The 18,322-nt window shown below is 34.1% G+C and carries 13 protein-coding genes; all 13 read left to right on the top strand.

What is annotated here, in order from left to right; translation table 11 throughout:
• Positions 1–4 precede the first annotated feature (4 nt).
• The gene (locus tag KA900_RS02065) at positions 5–5,923 is read left to right on the top strand and encodes a peptidoglycan DD-metalloendopeptidase family protein (protein WP_210139259.1); all 5,919 of its coding nucleotides are present in this window, start codon (positions 5–7) and stop codon (positions 5,921–5,923) included.
• A 1-nt stretch (position 5,924) separates the two neighbouring features.
• Positions 5,925–6,752: a phage tail domain-containing protein gene (locus KA900_RS02070; RefSeq protein WP_210139260.1), complete on the top strand. Its 828-nt coding sequence runs from the start codon at positions 5,925–5,927 to the stop codon at positions 6,750–6,752.
• 8 nt (positions 6,753–6,760) lie between these two features.
• Positions 6,761–8,347 (top strand): phage tail protein, encoded by a 1,587-nt coding sequence (locus tag KA900_RS02075; protein WP_210139261.1) that lies wholly within the window; start codon positions 6,761–6,763, stop codon positions 8,345–8,347.
• The gene (locus KA900_RS02080) at positions 8,337–8,552 is read left to right on the top strand and encodes a hypothetical protein (RefSeq protein ID WP_210139262.1); all 216 of its coding nucleotides are present in this window, start codon (positions 8,337–8,339) and stop codon (positions 8,550–8,552) included. The genes KA900_RS02075 and KA900_RS02080 overlap by 11 nt, the downstream gene beginning before the upstream one ends.
• Entirely contained in the window at positions 8,539–10,440 is a 1,902-nt protein-coding gene (locus KA900_RS02085; RefSeq protein WP_210139263.1) for a phage baseplate protein, read from the top strand. Before KA900_RS02080 ends, KA900_RS02085 begins: the two co-directional genes overlap by 14 nt.
• Positions 10,440–11,909, top strand: coding sequence for a BppU family phage baseplate upper protein (locus tag KA900_RS02090; RefSeq protein WP_210139264.1), 1,470 nt, complete (start codon positions 10,440–10,442; stop codon positions 11,907–11,909). Before KA900_RS02085 ends, KA900_RS02090 begins: the two co-directional genes overlap by 1 nt.
• Complete coding sequence (locus tag KA900_RS02095; protein ID WP_210139265.1) at positions 11,909–12,292, top strand: DUF2977 domain-containing protein; 384 nt, start codon at positions 11,909–11,911, stop codon at positions 12,290–12,292. Before KA900_RS02090 ends, KA900_RS02095 begins: the two co-directional genes overlap by 1 nt.
• 1 nt (position 12,293) lies before the next feature.
• Positions 12,294–12,455 carry an XkdX family protein gene (locus KA900_RS02100; protein WP_210139266.1) on the top strand — a complete coding sequence of 54 codons (162 nt, stop codon included), beginning with the start codon at positions 12,294–12,296 and terminating at the stop codon, positions 12,453–12,455.
• Positions 12,456–12,492: 37 nt separating this feature from the next.
• Positions 12,493–12,915, top strand: a complete 423-nt coding sequence (locus tag KA900_RS02105) for a hypothetical protein (protein ID WP_210139267.1) — start codon at positions 12,493–12,495, stop codon at positions 12,913–12,915.
• Positions 12,902–13,300, top strand: coding sequence for a hypothetical protein (locus KA900_RS02110; RefSeq protein ID WP_210139268.1), 399 nt, complete (start codon positions 12,902–12,904; stop codon positions 13,298–13,300). The genes KA900_RS02105 and KA900_RS02110 overlap by 14 nt, the downstream gene beginning before the upstream one ends.
• Before the next feature lie 115 nt (positions 13,301–13,415).
• Entirely contained in the window at positions 13,416–13,721 is a 306-nt protein-coding gene (locus tag KA900_RS02115) for a holin (protein WP_210139269.1), read from the top strand.
• Positions 13,718–15,445 (top strand): peptidoglycan recognition protein family protein, encoded by a 1,728-nt coding sequence (locus KA900_RS02120; protein ID WP_210139270.1) that lies wholly within the window; start codon positions 13,718–13,720, stop codon positions 15,443–15,445. Before KA900_RS02115 ends, KA900_RS02120 begins: the two co-directional genes overlap by 4 nt.
• A 1,805-nt stretch (positions 15,446–17,250) precedes the next feature.
• The gene (locus KA900_RS02125; RefSeq protein ID WP_096810543.1) at positions 17,251–18,273 is read left to right on the top strand and encodes a hemolysin family protein; all 1,023 of its coding nucleotides are present in this window, start codon (positions 17,251–17,253) and stop codon (positions 18,271–18,273) included.
• Positions 18,274–18,322: the final 49 nt, after the last annotated feature.

Below are 18,322 nucleotides of genomic sequence, written 5' to 3' on the forward strand. Positions count from 1 at the left end.
AGTATTGGCAGAAGACATTAGAAGTATGCGTATACAACTTAGTATGCAAGATGTTGGTATTGAAAGAACTGTAGCTAATATTAGAAAGTCTTTTAGTACGCTTAAGTCAGAAGTTAGTTCATCTAACAAAATGTTCAATTATGGAGAAAAGAGCGTAGACTCTTACAAAAAGCACATAAGCGAGCTAAGTAGTGCTCAGAGTGCTTCTCAAAAGAACTTAGATGACTTAACTAGAAAATATCATGAAGTAGGAGAAAAACAAGGTTATGCAAGTGACCAAGCTTTAACACTACAACGGAGTATTTCTGAACAAGAAAAAGAACTACATTTCTTAACTAGAGAATTAGACCAAGCTAATAAAGGTTTAAAAGAATTTCAAAAGAACCAAGCTATAGATAATTCTAAATTTACTAAAATTGGAAAAACTTTTGAAAGTATGGGTTCTAGCATAAGAAACGTTTCTCAAAGAATGGGCGAAGTAGGTACATCATTAACTAACAAGATTACCAAACCTGCTTTAGTAGCTGGTACTGCTATGGCTGGTATCACGGCAAAGTTAGGGTTTGATAGATTAGTCGGTTTAGACAGTGCTAAAGCTAAGTTGGAAGGACTAGGTTATTCCACTAAAGAAGTGGGCAGGATAACAGACCAAGTAACTAAAGCTATTGATGGTGGTATGACCACAATGGCAGAAGGTACTGACGTTGCAGCAGGAGCATTGGCATCTGGTGTTAAAGAAGGTAAGGAACTAGAGAAATACATCAAGCTTGTAGGTGATGCAGCAGTTGGTGCTAACCGACCAGTATCTGATATGGCTATGATATTTAACCGTGTACAAGGTCAAGGTAAGCTCATGACCCAAGAACTGAATATGATTGAAGAAGGTATGCCTGGGTTCTCTAAAGCAATGGCAAAACACTTAGGCGTGTCATATGAAGCATTTAGAGAAATGGTAACTGAAGGTAAAGTAAGTTCAGAAGAATTCTTAACAGTAATGGATGACTTCGCAGGCGGCATGGCTAAATCTTATAGTAAGTCTTGGCAAGGTATGGTTCAGAATACTAAGGCTTATATAGGCCAAATTGGAGAAAGTTTACTAAGTGGTGTATTCCAACAAGCTAAAGGGTCGTTGCATGAATTTGAGAAATTACTTAGATCAGACGCAGCTCAAAAATGGGCAAAAGATACCGGCGCAAAATTAGCAAACGCATTTACTACTATGAGTAATGGTATAAAAGGCGTGCTTAAATGGTGGAATGGACTAGATAGTTCTACTCAAAAGACACTTGGGAATATAGCTAAATATTCAGCTATATCACTTGTAGCAGTTGGCCCTTTATTAAAAGTATTCAGCAAACTAGGAATGGTTATATCTGGCGTATTTGGACCATTTGGTAAGTTGCTAAAATTCTTTGGTAAATTAGGACCCGAAGCGAAAGCTGCAGGTTCTTTACTTGGTGGGTTAACTAACATCGTGCCTAAATTGGGTACTGCTATAGGATTGCTTTCTAACCCGGTTGGTTGGATTACCTTAGGTGTTGGTGCCTTAGTTGGTGTGTTTGGAGTAGCCTATGCTAAGTCTGAAAAATTTAGAAATGCTATAAATGGACTATTAAATATCTTTAAAGTATTTGGCGGCGGGATTATTAATACTGTCGTAGGGTCATTAAAAAAACTTAATGGCTGGTTCAAAGATTTAGATAATACTATAAACGATAATGTTAATGGTGCATTAAAGAAATGGTATGACAATCTACCAGACGATGACCTACTCAAACAAACTGGTAATGGTCTTAAGAGTTTAAAAGAAGCATTTGAAGGTGTAGCAAAAGGTATATCTAATTCAACTAAAAAAGCATCAGATACTGTAAAGGTGTTAGGTAAAGGTGTATCTAAAGAAACCAAAAAAGCTTTAGGTGACTATGTTAATTATTCTGAAGAATCTACAGGGATCATGGAAAATATAAAAAATAGTCATAATAAAATCACTGATAAACAAGCTAATGACTTAATTAGTAAGAATAAGAAGATGCACGATGAATTAGTAGACCAATTCGAAAAACGAAAACAAAAAGAAATTAAGATAGCTAAAAAAAGTTTAAAAGATGGTTTGCTTACACAGGAACAATACGAACAAGTAGAAAAAGCCACTAATGATCACTACGAAAAACAAAAGAAAAAAGCTTCAGAGTATACTCAAAAAATGGTTGAAATTCTTAAACGTCGAAAAGATGGAGAATTAAGCCAAAAAGATATTAAAGAATATGAAAACCTACTTAAAAAGCAAAACGAAGTCGGTGTAAGAGAACTATCTAAGGGTGAAAAAGAACAAGAAAAAATTCTAAGAAGAATGTCTGTTAACAGAAAAGCCATGTCAGTAGAAGAAGCTTCTGAGATTATTAAGAAATCTAACGAATCACTTAAAGCAGCTAAAAAAACAGCGCAAGATAGATTAGATCAAAGACTAGAAGAAATTGAAAATATGAAAGGTCTTTCTGAATCTGAAAAAGAAGATTATATACAAATAGCCAAAGATAAATACAATGAAGAAGTAAAAACAGCCGAAGGTAGACATAAAGACATCAAAGACGGAGTACTTAAGAATAATAAAAACATCGAAGAAGAAATGGATTTATCTAACGGCAAAGTATACAATAACGCCGAGAAATGGTGGAATAAAACAAAAAAATTCTTATCTGATGATAGTATCTGGGAAGGAATTAAAAAGGGTTCTGCTGGATTAGGACAATGGTTTTCTGAACAAGGCACTGATTTTGCGAAACAATTCCAACAGGGCTGGAATATAGCAACTGAAGCTGGTGGTAACCTCTGGGATTGGATTCAACGGTCTAGTGGAAACATTGGCGGTTGGTTTGTACAAAAAGGTGGCAACTTATGGAATTCCTTGAAATTCGGATGGTTGGCTGCCATTGAAGTAGGTGGAAACCTATGGACTACGCTTACAACAAAACTTAATGAAACTTGGGAAACTACTAAACAAGGATTTACACAATTCGGAAGTAGATTGTGGTCAAGTATTAAACAAGGTTGGAATATAGCTTTAACTAATACTGGAAACATCTTATTAGGTCTAGTAGGTAAACTAGGTGAATGGTGGGAAACTACCAAAGGTTTCTTTAGTGGATTAGGACAAAAAATGGGTGGCGCATTAAAACGTGGTTGGAACTCAACTATGACTAATGTAGGCTCGTTCTTTGGTAATTTATGGCAGACTATCCAAATTGGAATGGGCACCGTAAGAGGTGTGCTAATTGGATTGTGGCAAGGAATTTCCGGGACTGTAGTCAACATAGTAAAAGGTATGGGCGCTGGAATTGCTGGTGCTTTCCAATCCATTTGGGGTTCTGCACAAAGAACATTTGGAATCTTGCGTGGTTGGTTGCAAGGACTTTGGACTGGGTTATCTGGATTTGTAGTTGGTAAAGCTAGAAGTATTTGGAAAGGTACTACAGGAGCCTTTAGTAATTTGTGGGGTTCTACTAGGACAATATTTGGAACCTTAAGAGGTTGGTTATCCGGATTATGGTCAGGGCTAAGAACCACAGTGGTAAATAAAGCTAAGGGAATTTGGGATGGTGTAAGTAAAAATTTCCGTAATTTATGGGGCTCGACTAAGTCTATTTTTGGTACATTACGAGGATGGCTAAATGGACTTTGGACTGGCCTCAGAACTTCTGTCGTTAATAAAGCTAAGAGTTTGTGGAAAGGCGTTAGTGGTGCGTTTTCAAATTTATGGAAAAATACCAAATCAATTTTCAGTACATTAAAAGGTTGGTTGAACACAACTTGGCAAAATATTAGAAATAGTGTTGTTAAAAAAGCTACTAGCCTATGGACTGGAACACGAGATAAATTCAAACGATTATGGGGTTCTGTGAAATCAATCACAGGCACTTTACGTGGTTGGGTTGTTGGTGCTTGGGAAACTATTCGTGATAAAGTAACTGGATTAGCAGAAAAAGTAAGAGCTGGTGTAACAGCACCGTTCCGTAAAATGAAAGAAGTCGTTCAAAATATACTTGGCGGCGTTCAAGATTTCATTGAAAAAATGACTGGATCAGTTAAAAACGGATTAAATGGTGTAGTTAAAGGTATGAACAAAATTGGTAGCTTTATTGGTATAAAAGCAGACATACCTACACTAAGTACAGGTACACATTCAACTCATACACAAGACTTTGTAACTAATGGTTCCCTTAACCAAGACACGATGGCTATTGTTGGCGATAAAGGCAAAGGAAATGGGCCTAGAGGTTTCCGTCATGAAATGATAGAAGACAATAAAGGTAATCTATCTTTAACACCTAACAAAGACACATTAGTGCCTTTAAAAGAAGACTACAAAGTTCATAATGGAAAATCTACTCACGATTTCTTAAGTAATATGTTTGGCACTTCTAACCCTAAATTCAGTAATGGCACTACCCAATCTAACGTACCTAGATTTTCTGTAGGTAGTTTCTTGAAAAAAGGTTGGGACGGCTTGAAAGGAATAGCCGGTAAAGGTGCAGATTGGTTTAAAGACCAAATTGGAGACATAATGGATTGGGTTAAGAAACCTAAAGAATTATTAGATAAAATGTTAGATGCATTTGGTGTAGATGGATTTAAATCTATGACAGGTCATATAGGTAAGATAACTAGAGGAGCATTCGGCAGACTTAAAAACGGTTTAGTTGAACAAATTAAAGATTGGTTCACTGAAGCTGAATCTGGTGGCGACGGTGATGCTGCATGGCTATTAAAACATCCAATACTACAAAGATTTGGTAAATATACTGGCGGCTTAATGTTTAATGGTGGTAATCATTACGGCGTTGACTTTGGTATGCCTACAGGCACTAAAATCAGAGCATTAACAGATGGTAGGATAACTCAATCCGGTGCAGTATCTGGAGGTGGAGGTAACCAAATCACCCTTAGAGAGCCTGGCGGTAAATATTTCCAATGGTATATGCACATGAGCAAGCTTTTAGCTAAAAAAGGAGATAACGTTAAAACAGGTGATGTAATTGGTTTATCTGGTAGTACTGGTAACTCTACTACACCTCACTTACACATCCAACGCATGAAAGGATATCCATCAAACGCTACCGCCCAAAGTACCGTGTTAGATTGGTTGAAAAATTTAGGCGGTGGCAAGAAATCTGCGAATAAGTGGAAATCAGACATTAAGAAAGCTGCTAAACAGATGAAAGTTAATTTGTCTGGTGGAGAATTGAACGATATCGCTAAATTGATTGGTACAGAATCAGGTGGAAATCCTTCAGTTATGCAACAAGTTCATGACGTGAATAGTGGTAAAAATGCGGCTCGTGGTCTATTACAATATACGCCTAGTACATTTGCTAGCTATGCAGCTAAGGGCAAGAAAAACATTATGAATGGTTATCATCAACTATTAGCATTCTTTAACAATAGCTCTTGGCGTAGTAACTTAAGTTCTTGGAAACGACGTATGGCAGCAGGTTCTACTGGTTGGGGCCCTACTGGTAGCAGACGTTTTGCTACTGGCGGAATTATCGGAACTGATGGTTTATACCAACTAGCAGAAGACGGACACCCAGAAGCAGTATTGTCATTAGACCCTAAACGCGCTACAGATACTATGAAACTTATGGGGTACGTTCAAAGTAAGTTAAAAGGTAAGGATAAGAATAAACGTCCTAATCAAGTACCAAGTAAATATGGAAAAACGTATTCATCTAGTAACGATAGAGAATTAGAATTAATGGCTCAACAACTAGAAGCGACAAGAGAACAAAATCAATTGTTAATGAAAATTCTAGGTGTCAGTCAAAATATAGAAAAACAGCCTAAAGGTTATAATGAAAAAGATGTTTCACGAGACCAGGGCAAACGTGCACAAATGATGTCATACAATATGGGAGGTGCTTTCTAATTTGGAAAAAGAAGTAAAGATGTTTAATGATGATTTTAGCGAAGTCATTACTGATATACCACGTTTAAAGTTTCTCGACTACAACGAGGAAGGCGTGGAAGTTAACGCAAATACAACTGAAATTAATGGTACTGATGGTGTACTAATGGGGCCGACTACGTTCGGTCCTTTTAATTTGGTTTTAAGATTCTTTTTCTCAGGAACGGACAAACACGATTACCATTTATTAAAACAAAAAATGAGAGGGTTCCTTTTCAGAAGGGAGCCTTTTTATATTTGGCATTCTGACATGCCAGGTAAAAAATATGCAGTATATACTAATGAAAATTCTGTAGAAGATATTGGAACACGTTTTGGTGAATTCGAAGTTACCTTTGTTGTCTATAAAGGTTATTCAGAATCATTAAAAGATACAAGTCAATTTAGTTTATCAAGTGGTGATTGGCAATTTGAAGCAGTTGCTCGAGCTGATGATTCTATTAAGTATACACACACTAGCGATTATTTTGATATATACAATGGCTCGTCAGATACGATAGACCCTTTGTTAAGGCATAAATTACAAATTCAAATTAAAGCCGATGCACCAAACGGTATTACTATTCGGAATCTAACAACAGAAGATGAATTTGTTTATAAGAAGCCACTAACGCCAAGTAAAACATTAACAATACAAGGTGTTCATCCTTTGTTAGATGGTAACAGAGTTGGCATTGATACAAATTGGCAATGGATTACACTAGCACCAGGATATAACACCATCAAAATTGAAGACGATAGTATTATTTCGGTTGAAACTAAATGGAGTTTCAACTTTATTTATAGGTAGGTGATTAAGTGGACTCATTAATTTTGACAAATAGAAAGCAACAATTCGGAGAAATACTTACAGATTTAGATTATGAATCTTTTAAATATGAGTATGAAAAAAATAACGATAGATCAATTAGTTTCACTATTTTTAAATCTACCGAAAATGCAGATATCTTCGACACGATTACAAATGAAATGTTGTTGTTATGGAAGGATCAATACTATGTTATTAAAAGTACAAAACCTATTTATGATGGAGTTGTATTAAAGAACGAAATAGAAGCCAAACATATATTTATGGACTTTCAACATCATTATATAGATAAAGATTTAGAAAACGAAGAATTGAATACTGATGAAGATGAAAAAAATAAACCTAATTATACAGTAGAGGAATATATTAACCACATTTTCAAAGGAAATAAAATAGGCTTTAAGTACAAACTCGTTGGTACATTTAACAAACGTATGCCTTTAGATGAATTAGGCGGAAAGAATGGTTTAGAGGCACTTGTGGAAGGTGCTGAATTATTCGGTTATATTTACTTTGCAGACAACAAAACAATTTATATTTATGATGAAGAAACGTTTTATGAACGTTCAGATGAGCCTATTATATATAAGTATAATAATGACGATGCACAAGTAACGATAAACACAGTTGATCTAAAAACCATTATTCGAGGTTTTGGTAAAAAGAAAACTAAATCAGAAACAAAAAACTATAATCCAATAAAGCCTAATGATTTAAGTTATTCTGGACCCTTCATCAAAGAAGGCACTTGGAGAACCGAAAAGATAGGTGCAAGTTATACTAAAGAATTTGAGTGTAAATGGGGAAATGAACGTCTTGAATGGACTTTAAAGAAAATGTCTAAAGGTGGCGTATTAGAAGTATTCATTGACAACCAAAGCAAGGGCGAATTTGAATGTTATAGCAAAAATGCGGAAACAGAAAAAATAATTATAGCAAGTGGTTTAAGTAAAGGTAAGCATACATTTAAAGCAGTATTTAAAAAAGCTAAAAGTGGCGTTGACTATAAAAAGTCAGCGCCTTGTATGTATGTTGGGACAAGTAAATCCACTGTATTGAATTTAACAGCTGTTTTAAAAGGTGAAGATGTGTATCACACTAAAGCGACTTATAAATCACCTAATTATGAATCCTTTGGGCATTTAGAAGCAGCTACAGTTTATGATGATGAAGCATTAAATTACGATGATTTAATGAATACGTTGGTAAATGAATTACAAGATGAACCAGTCGTGGAAATCGCTACTAATTATTTAGGCAGCGTTGAAGATAAACACTATATCCAGAGTGGTGATATCAAAGAAAATAGTTTAGTTCGTTTTATTCACAAACCGATGGGTTACAACGTGGAGTTGAAAGTGGTCAAAATAACTGAGTCACATCCGATTGTTCCTAAACCAGTTGAAGTTGAATTTAGCAATGCTAGCAAAGATATATTAAAAATTCAATTACAAGAAAGTATGAAAATCAAAAACATGAATAATTTTGTTATAAGTGAACGAGCAAGAAGAACAAATCAAATTGTATCTACGAGTAATTATTCAGATTCTGTGGGGAGTGTTCTTATTGGCGAATGAAGCAGAAGTTAGATATTTAGAAGATAAAGAAGGAAATACTTTTATACCTGTAGCCCACGCTGATTATGTTATAGGTTTACCGGAAAATTTGAACGATAGAATAACACAATTAGAAAATGACAACTATTATTTATTGAATAGAGTGTATGAATTAGATCAAAAAATAGAAAACTTAGAAAAGGGGGATGACAATGTATTATCTTAATTTTCCAATTGACTTAGGCCAAGAATATAGACGTATGATGATTAGTAATTTTAAATATATTGTTGAACGTTTAAATTACATCAAAGATGATTTTCACTATCATCGTACAGATGAGAATAACGCTCATACTTCTTCACAAATCAAACATGGCGCTAGAACGTCAAAAGATGTTTTTGATGATTTACAAAGTCAAATAAACAGATTAGTCTTAGCACCCAGAAACAACAGTGCAAATGAAATTGTACAAGCGAGAGTGGATATTTTTGGTAATCATTTCCCTACTTTAAAAGAGCACCTAATCAAATGGGAAGAAAGAACAAAAATTGATAAAGAAGAAACAATAGAAGAAGTAGAAAAAGCTAAAAAAACGATACTTGATGCTGAATATAGATTTGAACCGAACAAACAAGAGTTTTTATATGTCACTGATTTAAGCCCTTTAACAAACGCGGTTATGCAACATTTTTGGTTTGATAAACGAACAGGTATTATTTATATGACTCAAGCACAAGGTGCAGATTATATGTTAACTCGGTTAAAACCTAACGGAGAATACATTGATAGTAGTTTGATTTTAAATGGAGGACATGGAACGCATAATGGTTATCGATATATAAATGATGAATTATGGATATATTCTCACATTGTTGATAATGAAGGTAAACATAAAGTTGTACGATTTAAATATACACCTAATGTAGAAATGGCTTATGGCACATATGGTATGGAAGAAGTATTCACGGGCCACCCAGAGTTACCCTATATCACACCAGTTATAAACGAAGTGGAAAACAAAATTTTATACAGAATTGAATATCCTAGTAGTGAATGGGAAACTAGGCAATCTCGAAATTATGTAGAGATTAGAGACTTAGATGATATCGATAAGAGAATTAACAAGGTGTTATATAAAATAGATTTACCATTAAATTTAACTAACCCAACCCAACCTATGCAAGGTGTTGGGTTTGATGAAGATACATTATACTGGACAACTGGTACATCGAGTATTAAAACTGATAATTATTTAACAACTTATGATTTAGAAACAGGTAAACAAAAATATCAAGTTAAAATAAATTACGGTGGTGATGGTGGTATTGTACCAGGTGATTTTTCAGAACCAGAAGGTTTACAAATATATTACGATGATGAAAATAGAAAAGCACTGTTAATAGGTTTTTCAGTAGGTGGTTCAGGCAATAGAACTCATAAAATTTATGGTGTTGCTCAGCGTGGTGTACTAGATCAATTACATTCACGTGGCATTCCCACCCCTTTAACAGATACGGGAGGGCGTACAAAGCCATTACCAGTAGACCCGTATAATATGAGATTACTTTCGAAGATTACGACACCTGGTTATTATTATCTTTATACTGACCATACTAAAAATATCGATGACTTTCCGTTAGATAAAAAACAAAGAGATGCTGGCTGGTTTTTCCAAGTTGAACCATCTCAAGCCAATGGCGATGTATTACAGAGATTGATAAGAAATAGTTACGGTAGAAATATGCTAACTTTCGAACGTTTTGTTTCTCGTAAAGGAGATAGAAACGGCATAGGACCGTGGAATTACACCCAGAAAACTGCAGGGTTTTGGGAAAGAGTACCTACACATATTAACCGGATAGCTGATTTAAATATTGTAGGGCTAACCTATTACATGACGACTGAAGATTCCAAACGTATGATAGACTTTCCAAATAGTAAAAAAGGAGTTGCGGGTTGGATAATACATGTCGAACAAGGAGAAAATAACGGATATATGCATAGGGTTGTTAGAAATGTATCTGATTATAATTTAGAGATATTGTACAGAAATTATAAAAACAGTGATGATAAAACAGATTGGTTTATCATTAATAGTGAGGTGGTTAAATAATGGTGAGTAATTTAGATAAAAGTTCAATTATCAATATGGAAAACACTGCAAGATATCAACCTCGTTCAAAATTAAATGTTACCTTTTCAACCGCTGATAGAGATTCTGCGGTTTTTGTATTTAATGTAACAAAAGGTAATAAGCCTTTATTATTGAGTACGGAAAACGTCACTGGACATATTGCACTAAAACACAATGATGGGTCATTTGTAAAAGATACCTTGCATTTTACTGAGCCAAATATCAATGGGCGTTTTGAATACTACATTCCTAATGAACTGTTAAAACGTGAGGGTACGGTTACAATGCAAGTCTTTATATCTGAAAAAGGTGATTCTAATGTGACTGTAGCTGAACGAATTGTAACATTCGATATTGAAAAATCAATTGTTAGCCAAATCAGTGCAGAAACTAAACTTCAATATATCATTGAATATGATGAGTTACAGGCTATTATTGCTAATCGTATCACTGATATTGAAGATAAGATGGCAAATGCGGAAGATTATGTTTCACAATTAAAACAAGCCAGAGAAAAAGGTTTAAGCGATATTGAGATTGCAAAAGCTGATAGTGTTAAAGTTTTAAATGAGTTAGCAGACAAACGACTAGAAGAAATAAACAACAAGGCAAGTGTGTATTCTAGTAAGTTTGATGACGATAAACAATATATGGATGATAAACATCAAGCGTTTAAAGAGAGTGTTCTGAATAGTGAAGTTGTTACTCAAGGGGAATCTAAGGAGTGGCAGAAGTATAAATTAACTAATGATGATGGAAATTACCCGTTTATAGATTTACAAAACAAAGCTGAAAACTACTATGGTTTAAAAACGGGTGTTTATTATACTACTAATACACCTCATGGTATTAGTGGAGTTTCAACAGCTGGATTTTCAGAGATGAAAATAAGACAGTGGACAACAGTAAAAAGGTTAACTTTTAGACCTTACAATTCTAACAGAATATTTGAAAAATGGTTTTATAACGAGTGGTCTGAATGGAGAGAAATTCCTACACTACCCCTAGACGAAGAAATCGAAACTCAAAACTCAGCAGAATCGCGTGCTAACGAAACTCTAGCAGATGCTAATCAATATACTGATGAACAGCTTTCTAAACAGCATACTGTTTTATTTGAAGGTTCTGCTAACGGTGTAAATACAGAGTTTAACTTAACGGATAGTATTTATAATTACAGTTTAATTATGATATCAGGAAAATTCCCTGGAGGAACATTTAATGAACCAGTATTGGTTTCAAATGTGATAGATAACATAACAATACAACGTTTTAATTTAACTGATGCCGAAGGACAACTTGTCGAGTTTTATGAATCGTCTGTTAATGTGAAAAACGGGATTAAACCATTTATAAGACATGACGTTGCGTTTGACTATAAAAACTTAAAACCTTCTGGTAAAGACAATAATGCGTTCACAATCACTAAAGTTGAGGGGTGGAAATGATGCAAATACTATTAAATGACGAAAGAGAAATCACCAACTATGCTATTGTTGGTGGTTTTGAAGATGGAATAGAAATAGAAAGCTATCCAAACTATTTTATAAATAATTTCAAACCTAGATATTATGTATTCAGTGATAATGCAGTAAAAGTAAATAAAAATTATAAAGAAAAAACAGATGAAGTGTATGAACAGCCAGAAATAGATTTAGACAAAAATACTAAAGGATTGGATAAAGAACTTAGAAACATGTTTGCTAGTATGCAAATACAAATAGTGCAAGGGAATATGATGGTTTCACAATTTTCGCAACAAAACGCAAAATTAGCTCAAGAATTAGTAAGACTACAAAAAGAATTAGAAGATATGAAAGGGGATAAATAATATGAAATTACTATTTCCAACTTACGAAGATATAAAAACAATGTACGGTTGGGGTTGCTATACCAACGAACAAATAAAATGGTTTGTAGATATGGAAGTTATTGATAAAGAGGAATACGCATTAATTACTGGAGAAAAATATCCAGAACAACCACAGGCTTAGGCTTGTGGTTTTTATTTAGATGGAAGTAGGTGAACGCATGAGTGAAAACTTTACGATACACGACAGATTGGCAACTTTATCACTTTTTGGTTTAGGTGTGTTTGTAGATATACGTGGTTTCTACTGGTTTGTAAGACAAGAAGATGTACTTAATGAAAGTGAATTCTACCAAGCACTACATGAAGTTATGCCTATATGGGTATGGGGATTACTTCTGATTGTATTTGGTACTTGTCTAATTCTAGCAAGTCTATTCTTTGGTAAACGGTCTGTAAACAATACTTCGAACTATTTTATGTTAATAGGTGGCACAGGGAGTGCAATTATCCACTTCTTAATGGCCTCGGCAGGTATATATAATTCACTCAATTGGCTAACACCAGCACAATTTGTAGCTATGACTGCATGGCTTGGGTTTGTTGGTTTCTTAGGTGGCTTAGGTATTTATGGACGAAGATAGATACGTTCTAAGACATGAATGGGAAAGGTCAAGGGGCAAGATACACGAACGCATAAACGAAGTAGATAACAAACACACAGACAATTTTAATAGTTTGCTTAATAAAGTAGATAGACAGACACTACTACAAGAAAAAGCATTTGAATCACAAGCTAGGTCGGAGAAACATTTAGAAAAAATGAGTGAATCATTATCAACAGTAGGGACTAGAGTTACTGATTTAGAATATGAAACAAAAAGTCACGAGAAAGAAATTAAAAGTTTGCAAGGAACTGTAGAAGCAGAAGCAAAAGGAAACAGAGAAGTAATTGGCTACTGGTTAGGATTTGCAGGTGTAGTATTAGTACCACTCATCACTTTAGTAGCAAATATCTTTTTTAAATAGGTCGGCACATTGTGTCGGCTTTTTATTATACACAACAACAGGTAAATACATTTCTCGATGCAACACAGGGCGTTTCTCAGCGTCCTGTTTTTATTATAAATGGAGGTTTTTATAAATGGAACAAATTATAGCATTTGCAGGGATTATCTCTGTAATAACTATTGCATTAACGGAAGTAATAAAAAGAACGAAAGCAATTCCGAAAAATATTATACCAATTATTTCAATATTCATTGGTGTGATAGTAGGTGGGTTAACTGCTTTTATACCAGAAATTGTTTCTGAACTATCTATTGCTGGTCGATTACTAGCTGGTCTCATTAGTGGGCTAATGGCAACTGGTATTTGGGAAACTTTTAAGGATAAGAAAGGGACATCTGAAAACAACAGTAATAAAATAGGTGGAGGTAATGTGAAATGACAGAGAAATGGAATGGCGTTCCAGTTAAATATGATTGGTTGCCTATAGGAACACGTAGAAGTGGACAGCAATTAACAAGTGGTAATCCAGTTTTTGCAGTTGCTCATGACACAGGTAACCCAAACACAACAGCACAAGATAATGTGAATTACTATAAAAACAGTTATAATATTGATTGGTCGCTTGTCGCATCTGCTCATATATTCGTAGACGATAAAGAGTGTATCGTTTGTATACCAGTTACAGAGAAAGCGTGGCACGTATTATATAATACACCTATTGATAATAACTGGTATGGAATAGATGCAAACGATGGCGCATTTGGCGTAGAAGGGTGTTATTTTGATGATAAAGCCCGTAGTAAAAAGTCACTTGAAAATACAGCGAAAGTGTTAGCTTATTTAGTTAAATACTGGAAGATAGATTACAAAACTGAAATGCCAGGTCACCAAGATATACAGTCAGACAAAGTAGACCCAGGTAATTTACTTCAAGCAGCTGGTTATAGTAGAAATGTGAGTAATTTGGATAAACTGGTAGCTAAATATATCAATGGGGTTAAAGAAGAAAGTTCTAAAACACCATCAAAAGAATTATCACAACCAACTAAAAAGAAACCTACACCATCACCCCAAAGTAATGTTCAATATAAAGAAGCAATTGAATACATGCATAGCTTAAAAGGCCAATTTATTGATTTCGATAATTTCGCAGCTTACCAATGTATGGATCTTGTTGTAGATTTTGCGCACCATGTAACGAACGGATTTAGATTGTGGGGTGATGCGAAAGATTTAACTTGGGTAGCTTTACCTAGAGGATGGAAGTTAGTTAAAAATACACCTAGCTATATTCCACCTATCGCTTCTATAGCAGTATATACAGAAGGCATTTATAAACAATGGGGTCACACTGGTTTAGTTTGGGATAACAGTGGTGGGACAAACACATTCACTATATTAGAGCAAAACTATGATAGTAATGCAAATACTCCTGCTAAATTAAGAGAAGATGATTATAGTGGCTTAACACACTTTATCGTACCAGACTTTGCAGATGACAGTGTTGATTTAACCACAATTGGAAATGTAAAACCTAAAGCACCATCAAAAGGACAATCATTGAAATTAAACAGCGTTCCACCTAAGAAATTAACTTGGTCTAACCAACCATATTTCAAAGCAGTAGCAGATAATGCAGGTGCCACAATTTGTAGACCTAATCACAATAACGTAATGGTACTTACAAATGAAGTGTATGGACAAGGTGATGTGTTCTATGTTTATGAAATACGTGATGGCTGGGCTAGAGTTTATTCTCCTTCAAATGATGGCTTTGTTTGGTATGAAAGATTAAGAATAACAGAAGTTTATAAACCAGGCGGCGGACAAGAGTTAAAAAATAAACCAGATAAACAAACTGTTAATCAAAAAACGAACGCTAAAAAAACAAGTGGTTTGAAGGTAGGAAGTATTCCACCTAGTAAAGTTGGTTGGAGTAAGAAATGTAAATTCAGAGGTAAAGTAGATCATTACGGTGCAACTGTAGCGAAACGTAGTGGCAAAAAAGGTAATTATCAATGGTCACTCACTAATGAAACTTACCGTGCAGGTTATGATGATTTTTATATTTTTGAAGTATTAGACGGATGGTGCCGAGTATACTCTCATAACAACAATGGTTGGGTATGGCACGAAAGATTAAGAATAGTAGAAGTATATTAAAAAATTTGAAATGTCTATTAGCTAAACTAATTTTCATATGTTATATTACAAATAGAGGCAATGAATATTTATTGTGACTCACCAATTCTATTTTTTTACGCATTAGGCACTCTTTACGGAGTGTCTTTTTTATGGTATAAATGTCTTGAGCAATATATTACTATTGCTAACCAATACCGATACCATTACTATAAAAAAGAGTAGGCACACTGTCCCGTGCTTACTCTTTAATTTTATGTTAAACTATTAGTAGTGCTATGGTCATAGCACTTTTCAAATTTATATTCCTTTATATCTTCAGGCATCCTTTAGGGGTGCCTTCTTATTTTAACTTGATTAAGTTTATAAAAAATGGTAAATTAATTGCAGAGAGCTTAGACTCCTTTCTATGTAACTTAAAATAATTAATCGTCGAATGAATAGGTGGACTTTCAAGTTCGCCTATTTTTTATTTTATTTGACCGAGTCATTAGAAAGTGATAGTTTATAGATAGACATATATTCACGTTCCTTTATTTTTATTAAAACATGCGAGTATGAAGAGACAGGCCTTTGTGCTTGTCTTTTTTATTAACTTGCATAATTAAAAATTTATGCTAATATAATAAATACGTTGATATAATACCAACTGTATTTATCGTCTCATTTTAAAAATGAGTTTTCACAACACCCCTTTACGGGGTGTATTTTTTATATTATTATATAAATGCGCTTTCAATGATTGTATTTATAGTTCACACTGAGTAGGCACATTGTCCCGTGTCTGCTCTTTTTTTATTTGATTAAACGGAAAAATATGTTAAATTATAAATAGGCTTTAAAGCCACGCAATCCACTGTGATTGACCTTATAATATATTCAGCGTCTCTTTACGAGGCGCTTTTTTATTGTGTATTATAGGCACAATTATTATTAACCATACAATAGATTAGGCGGACTTTCGGAGCTGTCTTTTCTACGTTATAACTATAGTTAATAAGTGATTACTATGATATCTTGGCAACACGTTATCATACTAGGGTAGGCACATAGATGTGTCTGCCCTATTTTTTTATGGTATAATATGTAATACATGCAGCCCTTATATTTATTTCGTCAACCACTCAAGCATGTCCATGGGTGGTTATTTATATAACAAAATATTTATAAGAGTATTAACTTGTAATAATATAGATTAGTGTTAGTGTGTAGATAGGAGTAGGAACCCGTCCTACTTCTTCTATTAAACAACAGTAAATCCAACAATTTACCCACTGCGGGAAGTGGGGTTTTATTATATTTATCCAGGTGATTGACAAGTTTATCAATCATATAGTCAGAGTATTTCCTATTTTTCCTTACTCTATAACGAATTATAGCCACCCAACTAGTCACTGGGTGGTTTTTACATAAATAAACCCACCAATTAAGGTGGGTGTTTTAATTTATTGATACCATTTTTGATACCATTTTATCTCGAAACGTATTTTTTATAAAATTTAAACCATGTAAAACGTTGATTTAAAGGCGTTTTGAATATACTAAAAATATGAAATAACCTAAATTTAATTGAAATGGAAGGTTCTATCGGCTAATTTTAAATAGTTGCTAATGCAATCTATAATCAAATTTAAAAACACGAGTGATGCCATTTTGGTGCCGTATTTTTCGGTATAATCAAATGTACATCACTTCGTGTTTTTTTATATTGATAAGTATATAAAACGTTTTCAAAATTTTAAAATAGCGTTTATTTCATAAAAAATAAGGGAAATAATAAATATCGTTTAAATTTTTACATAATATATAAAGGGAGTTATGCTTATATGATTATAGCCATAATCATACTTTTATTTGCTTCATTTTTCTTTTCGGGAAGTGAAACCGCTTTAACTGCGGCGAATAGAATGAAAATACAAACTGAAGCAGAGAATGGAGATAAAAAATCTGCAAAATTATCAAAGTTACTTACAAAACCTAGTGAATTTATCACTACTATATTAATAGGAAATAACATTGCGAATATTATTCTGCCAACTTTAGTTACTGTTTTAGCCGTGAATATAGGTGTGAATGTCGGAGTTGCTACAGCAATTACGACTGTTGCCATTATCATCATTTCAGAAGTGATACCTAAGTCTATCGCTGCAACTTACCCAGATCGTATGTCTAGACTGGTTTATACCCCAATCTCATTTTTTGTCATAATATTTAAACCAATTACTAAATTATTAAACTGGTTAACTGATATGATCAATAGTCTGCTTTCAAAAGGGCAAGAAGATCAACAACGATTATCTAAAGAAGAAATAAGGCAGATGGTTACAATTGCGGGAAGTGAAGGTGCTTTTAACGAAATGGAACGTAACCGAATTCAAGGTGTCATGGATTTTGAACAATTAAAAATAACAAATATCGATACAACACCGCGTATCAATGTGACTGCATTTTCATCCGATATTTCGTATGAAGAAGCTTATGATACTGTGTTGACTAACCCATATACACGTTATCCTGTTTATGATGGTGATATAGATCATATTATAGGTATTTTTCACTCGAAATATTTGTTAGCATGGAGCAAAGCACAGTCTAATAATATTCTACAATACGCTTCTGAACCTTTATTTGTAAATGAACATAATAGGGCAGAGTGGGTGTTAAGGAAAATGACTGTTTCTCGTAAACATTTAGCCATTGTACTAGATGAATTTGGAGGCACCGATGCTATCGTCTCTCATGAAGATTTAATTGAAGAAATGCTCGGTATGGAGATCGAAGATGAGATGGATGAACAAGAAAAAGAAAAATTAGAAGCACAGATGCAAGCGTACAATAACAAACCATAAATTACAGGAAATAATTAATAAACTTAAAGTGCTATTTGAGATGTTGATT

Origin of the sequence: Staphylococcus sp. GDY8P120P (assembly GCF_017892065.1) — a bacterium.
GTDB classification, from domain to species: Bacteria; Bacillota; Bacilli; order Staphylococcales; family Staphylococcaceae; genus Staphylococcus; species Staphylococcus nepalensis.

Bases quoted from the DNA above. Each gene is read 5' to 3' on its own strand.
- KA900_RS02085 (WP_210139263.1), top strand. From the start codon at position 8,539: ATGTATTATCTTAATTTTCCAATTGACTTAGGCCAAGAATATAGACGT.
- KA900_RS02090 (WP_210139264.1), top strand. From the start codon at position 10,440: ATGGTGAGTAATTTAGATAAAAGTTCAATTATCAATATGGAAAACACT.
- KA900_RS02095 (WP_210139265.1), top strand. From the start codon at position 11,909: ATGCAAATACTATTAAATGACGAAAGAGAAATCACCAACTATGCTATT.
- KA900_RS02100 (WP_210139266.1), top strand. From the start codon at position 12,294: ATGAAATTACTATTTCCAACTTACGAAGATATAAAAACAATGTACGGT.
- KA900_RS02105 (WP_210139267.1), top strand. From the start codon at position 12,493: ATGAGTGAAAACTTTACGATACACGACAGATTGGCAACTTTATCACTT.
- KA900_RS02110 (WP_210139268.1), top strand. From the start codon at position 12,902: ATGGACGAAGATAGATACGTTCTAAGACATGAATGGGAAAGGTCAAGG.
- KA900_RS02115 (WP_210139269.1), top strand. From the start codon at position 13,416: ATGGAACAAATTATAGCATTTGCAGGGATTATCTCTGTAATAACTATT.
- KA900_RS02120 (WP_210139270.1), top strand. From the start codon at position 13,718: ATGACAGAGAAATGGAATGGCGTTCCAGTTAAATATGATTGGTTGCCT.
- KA900_RS02125 (WP_096810543.1), top strand. From the start codon at position 17,251: ATGATTATAGCCATAATCATACTTTTATTTGCTTCATTTTTCTTTTCG.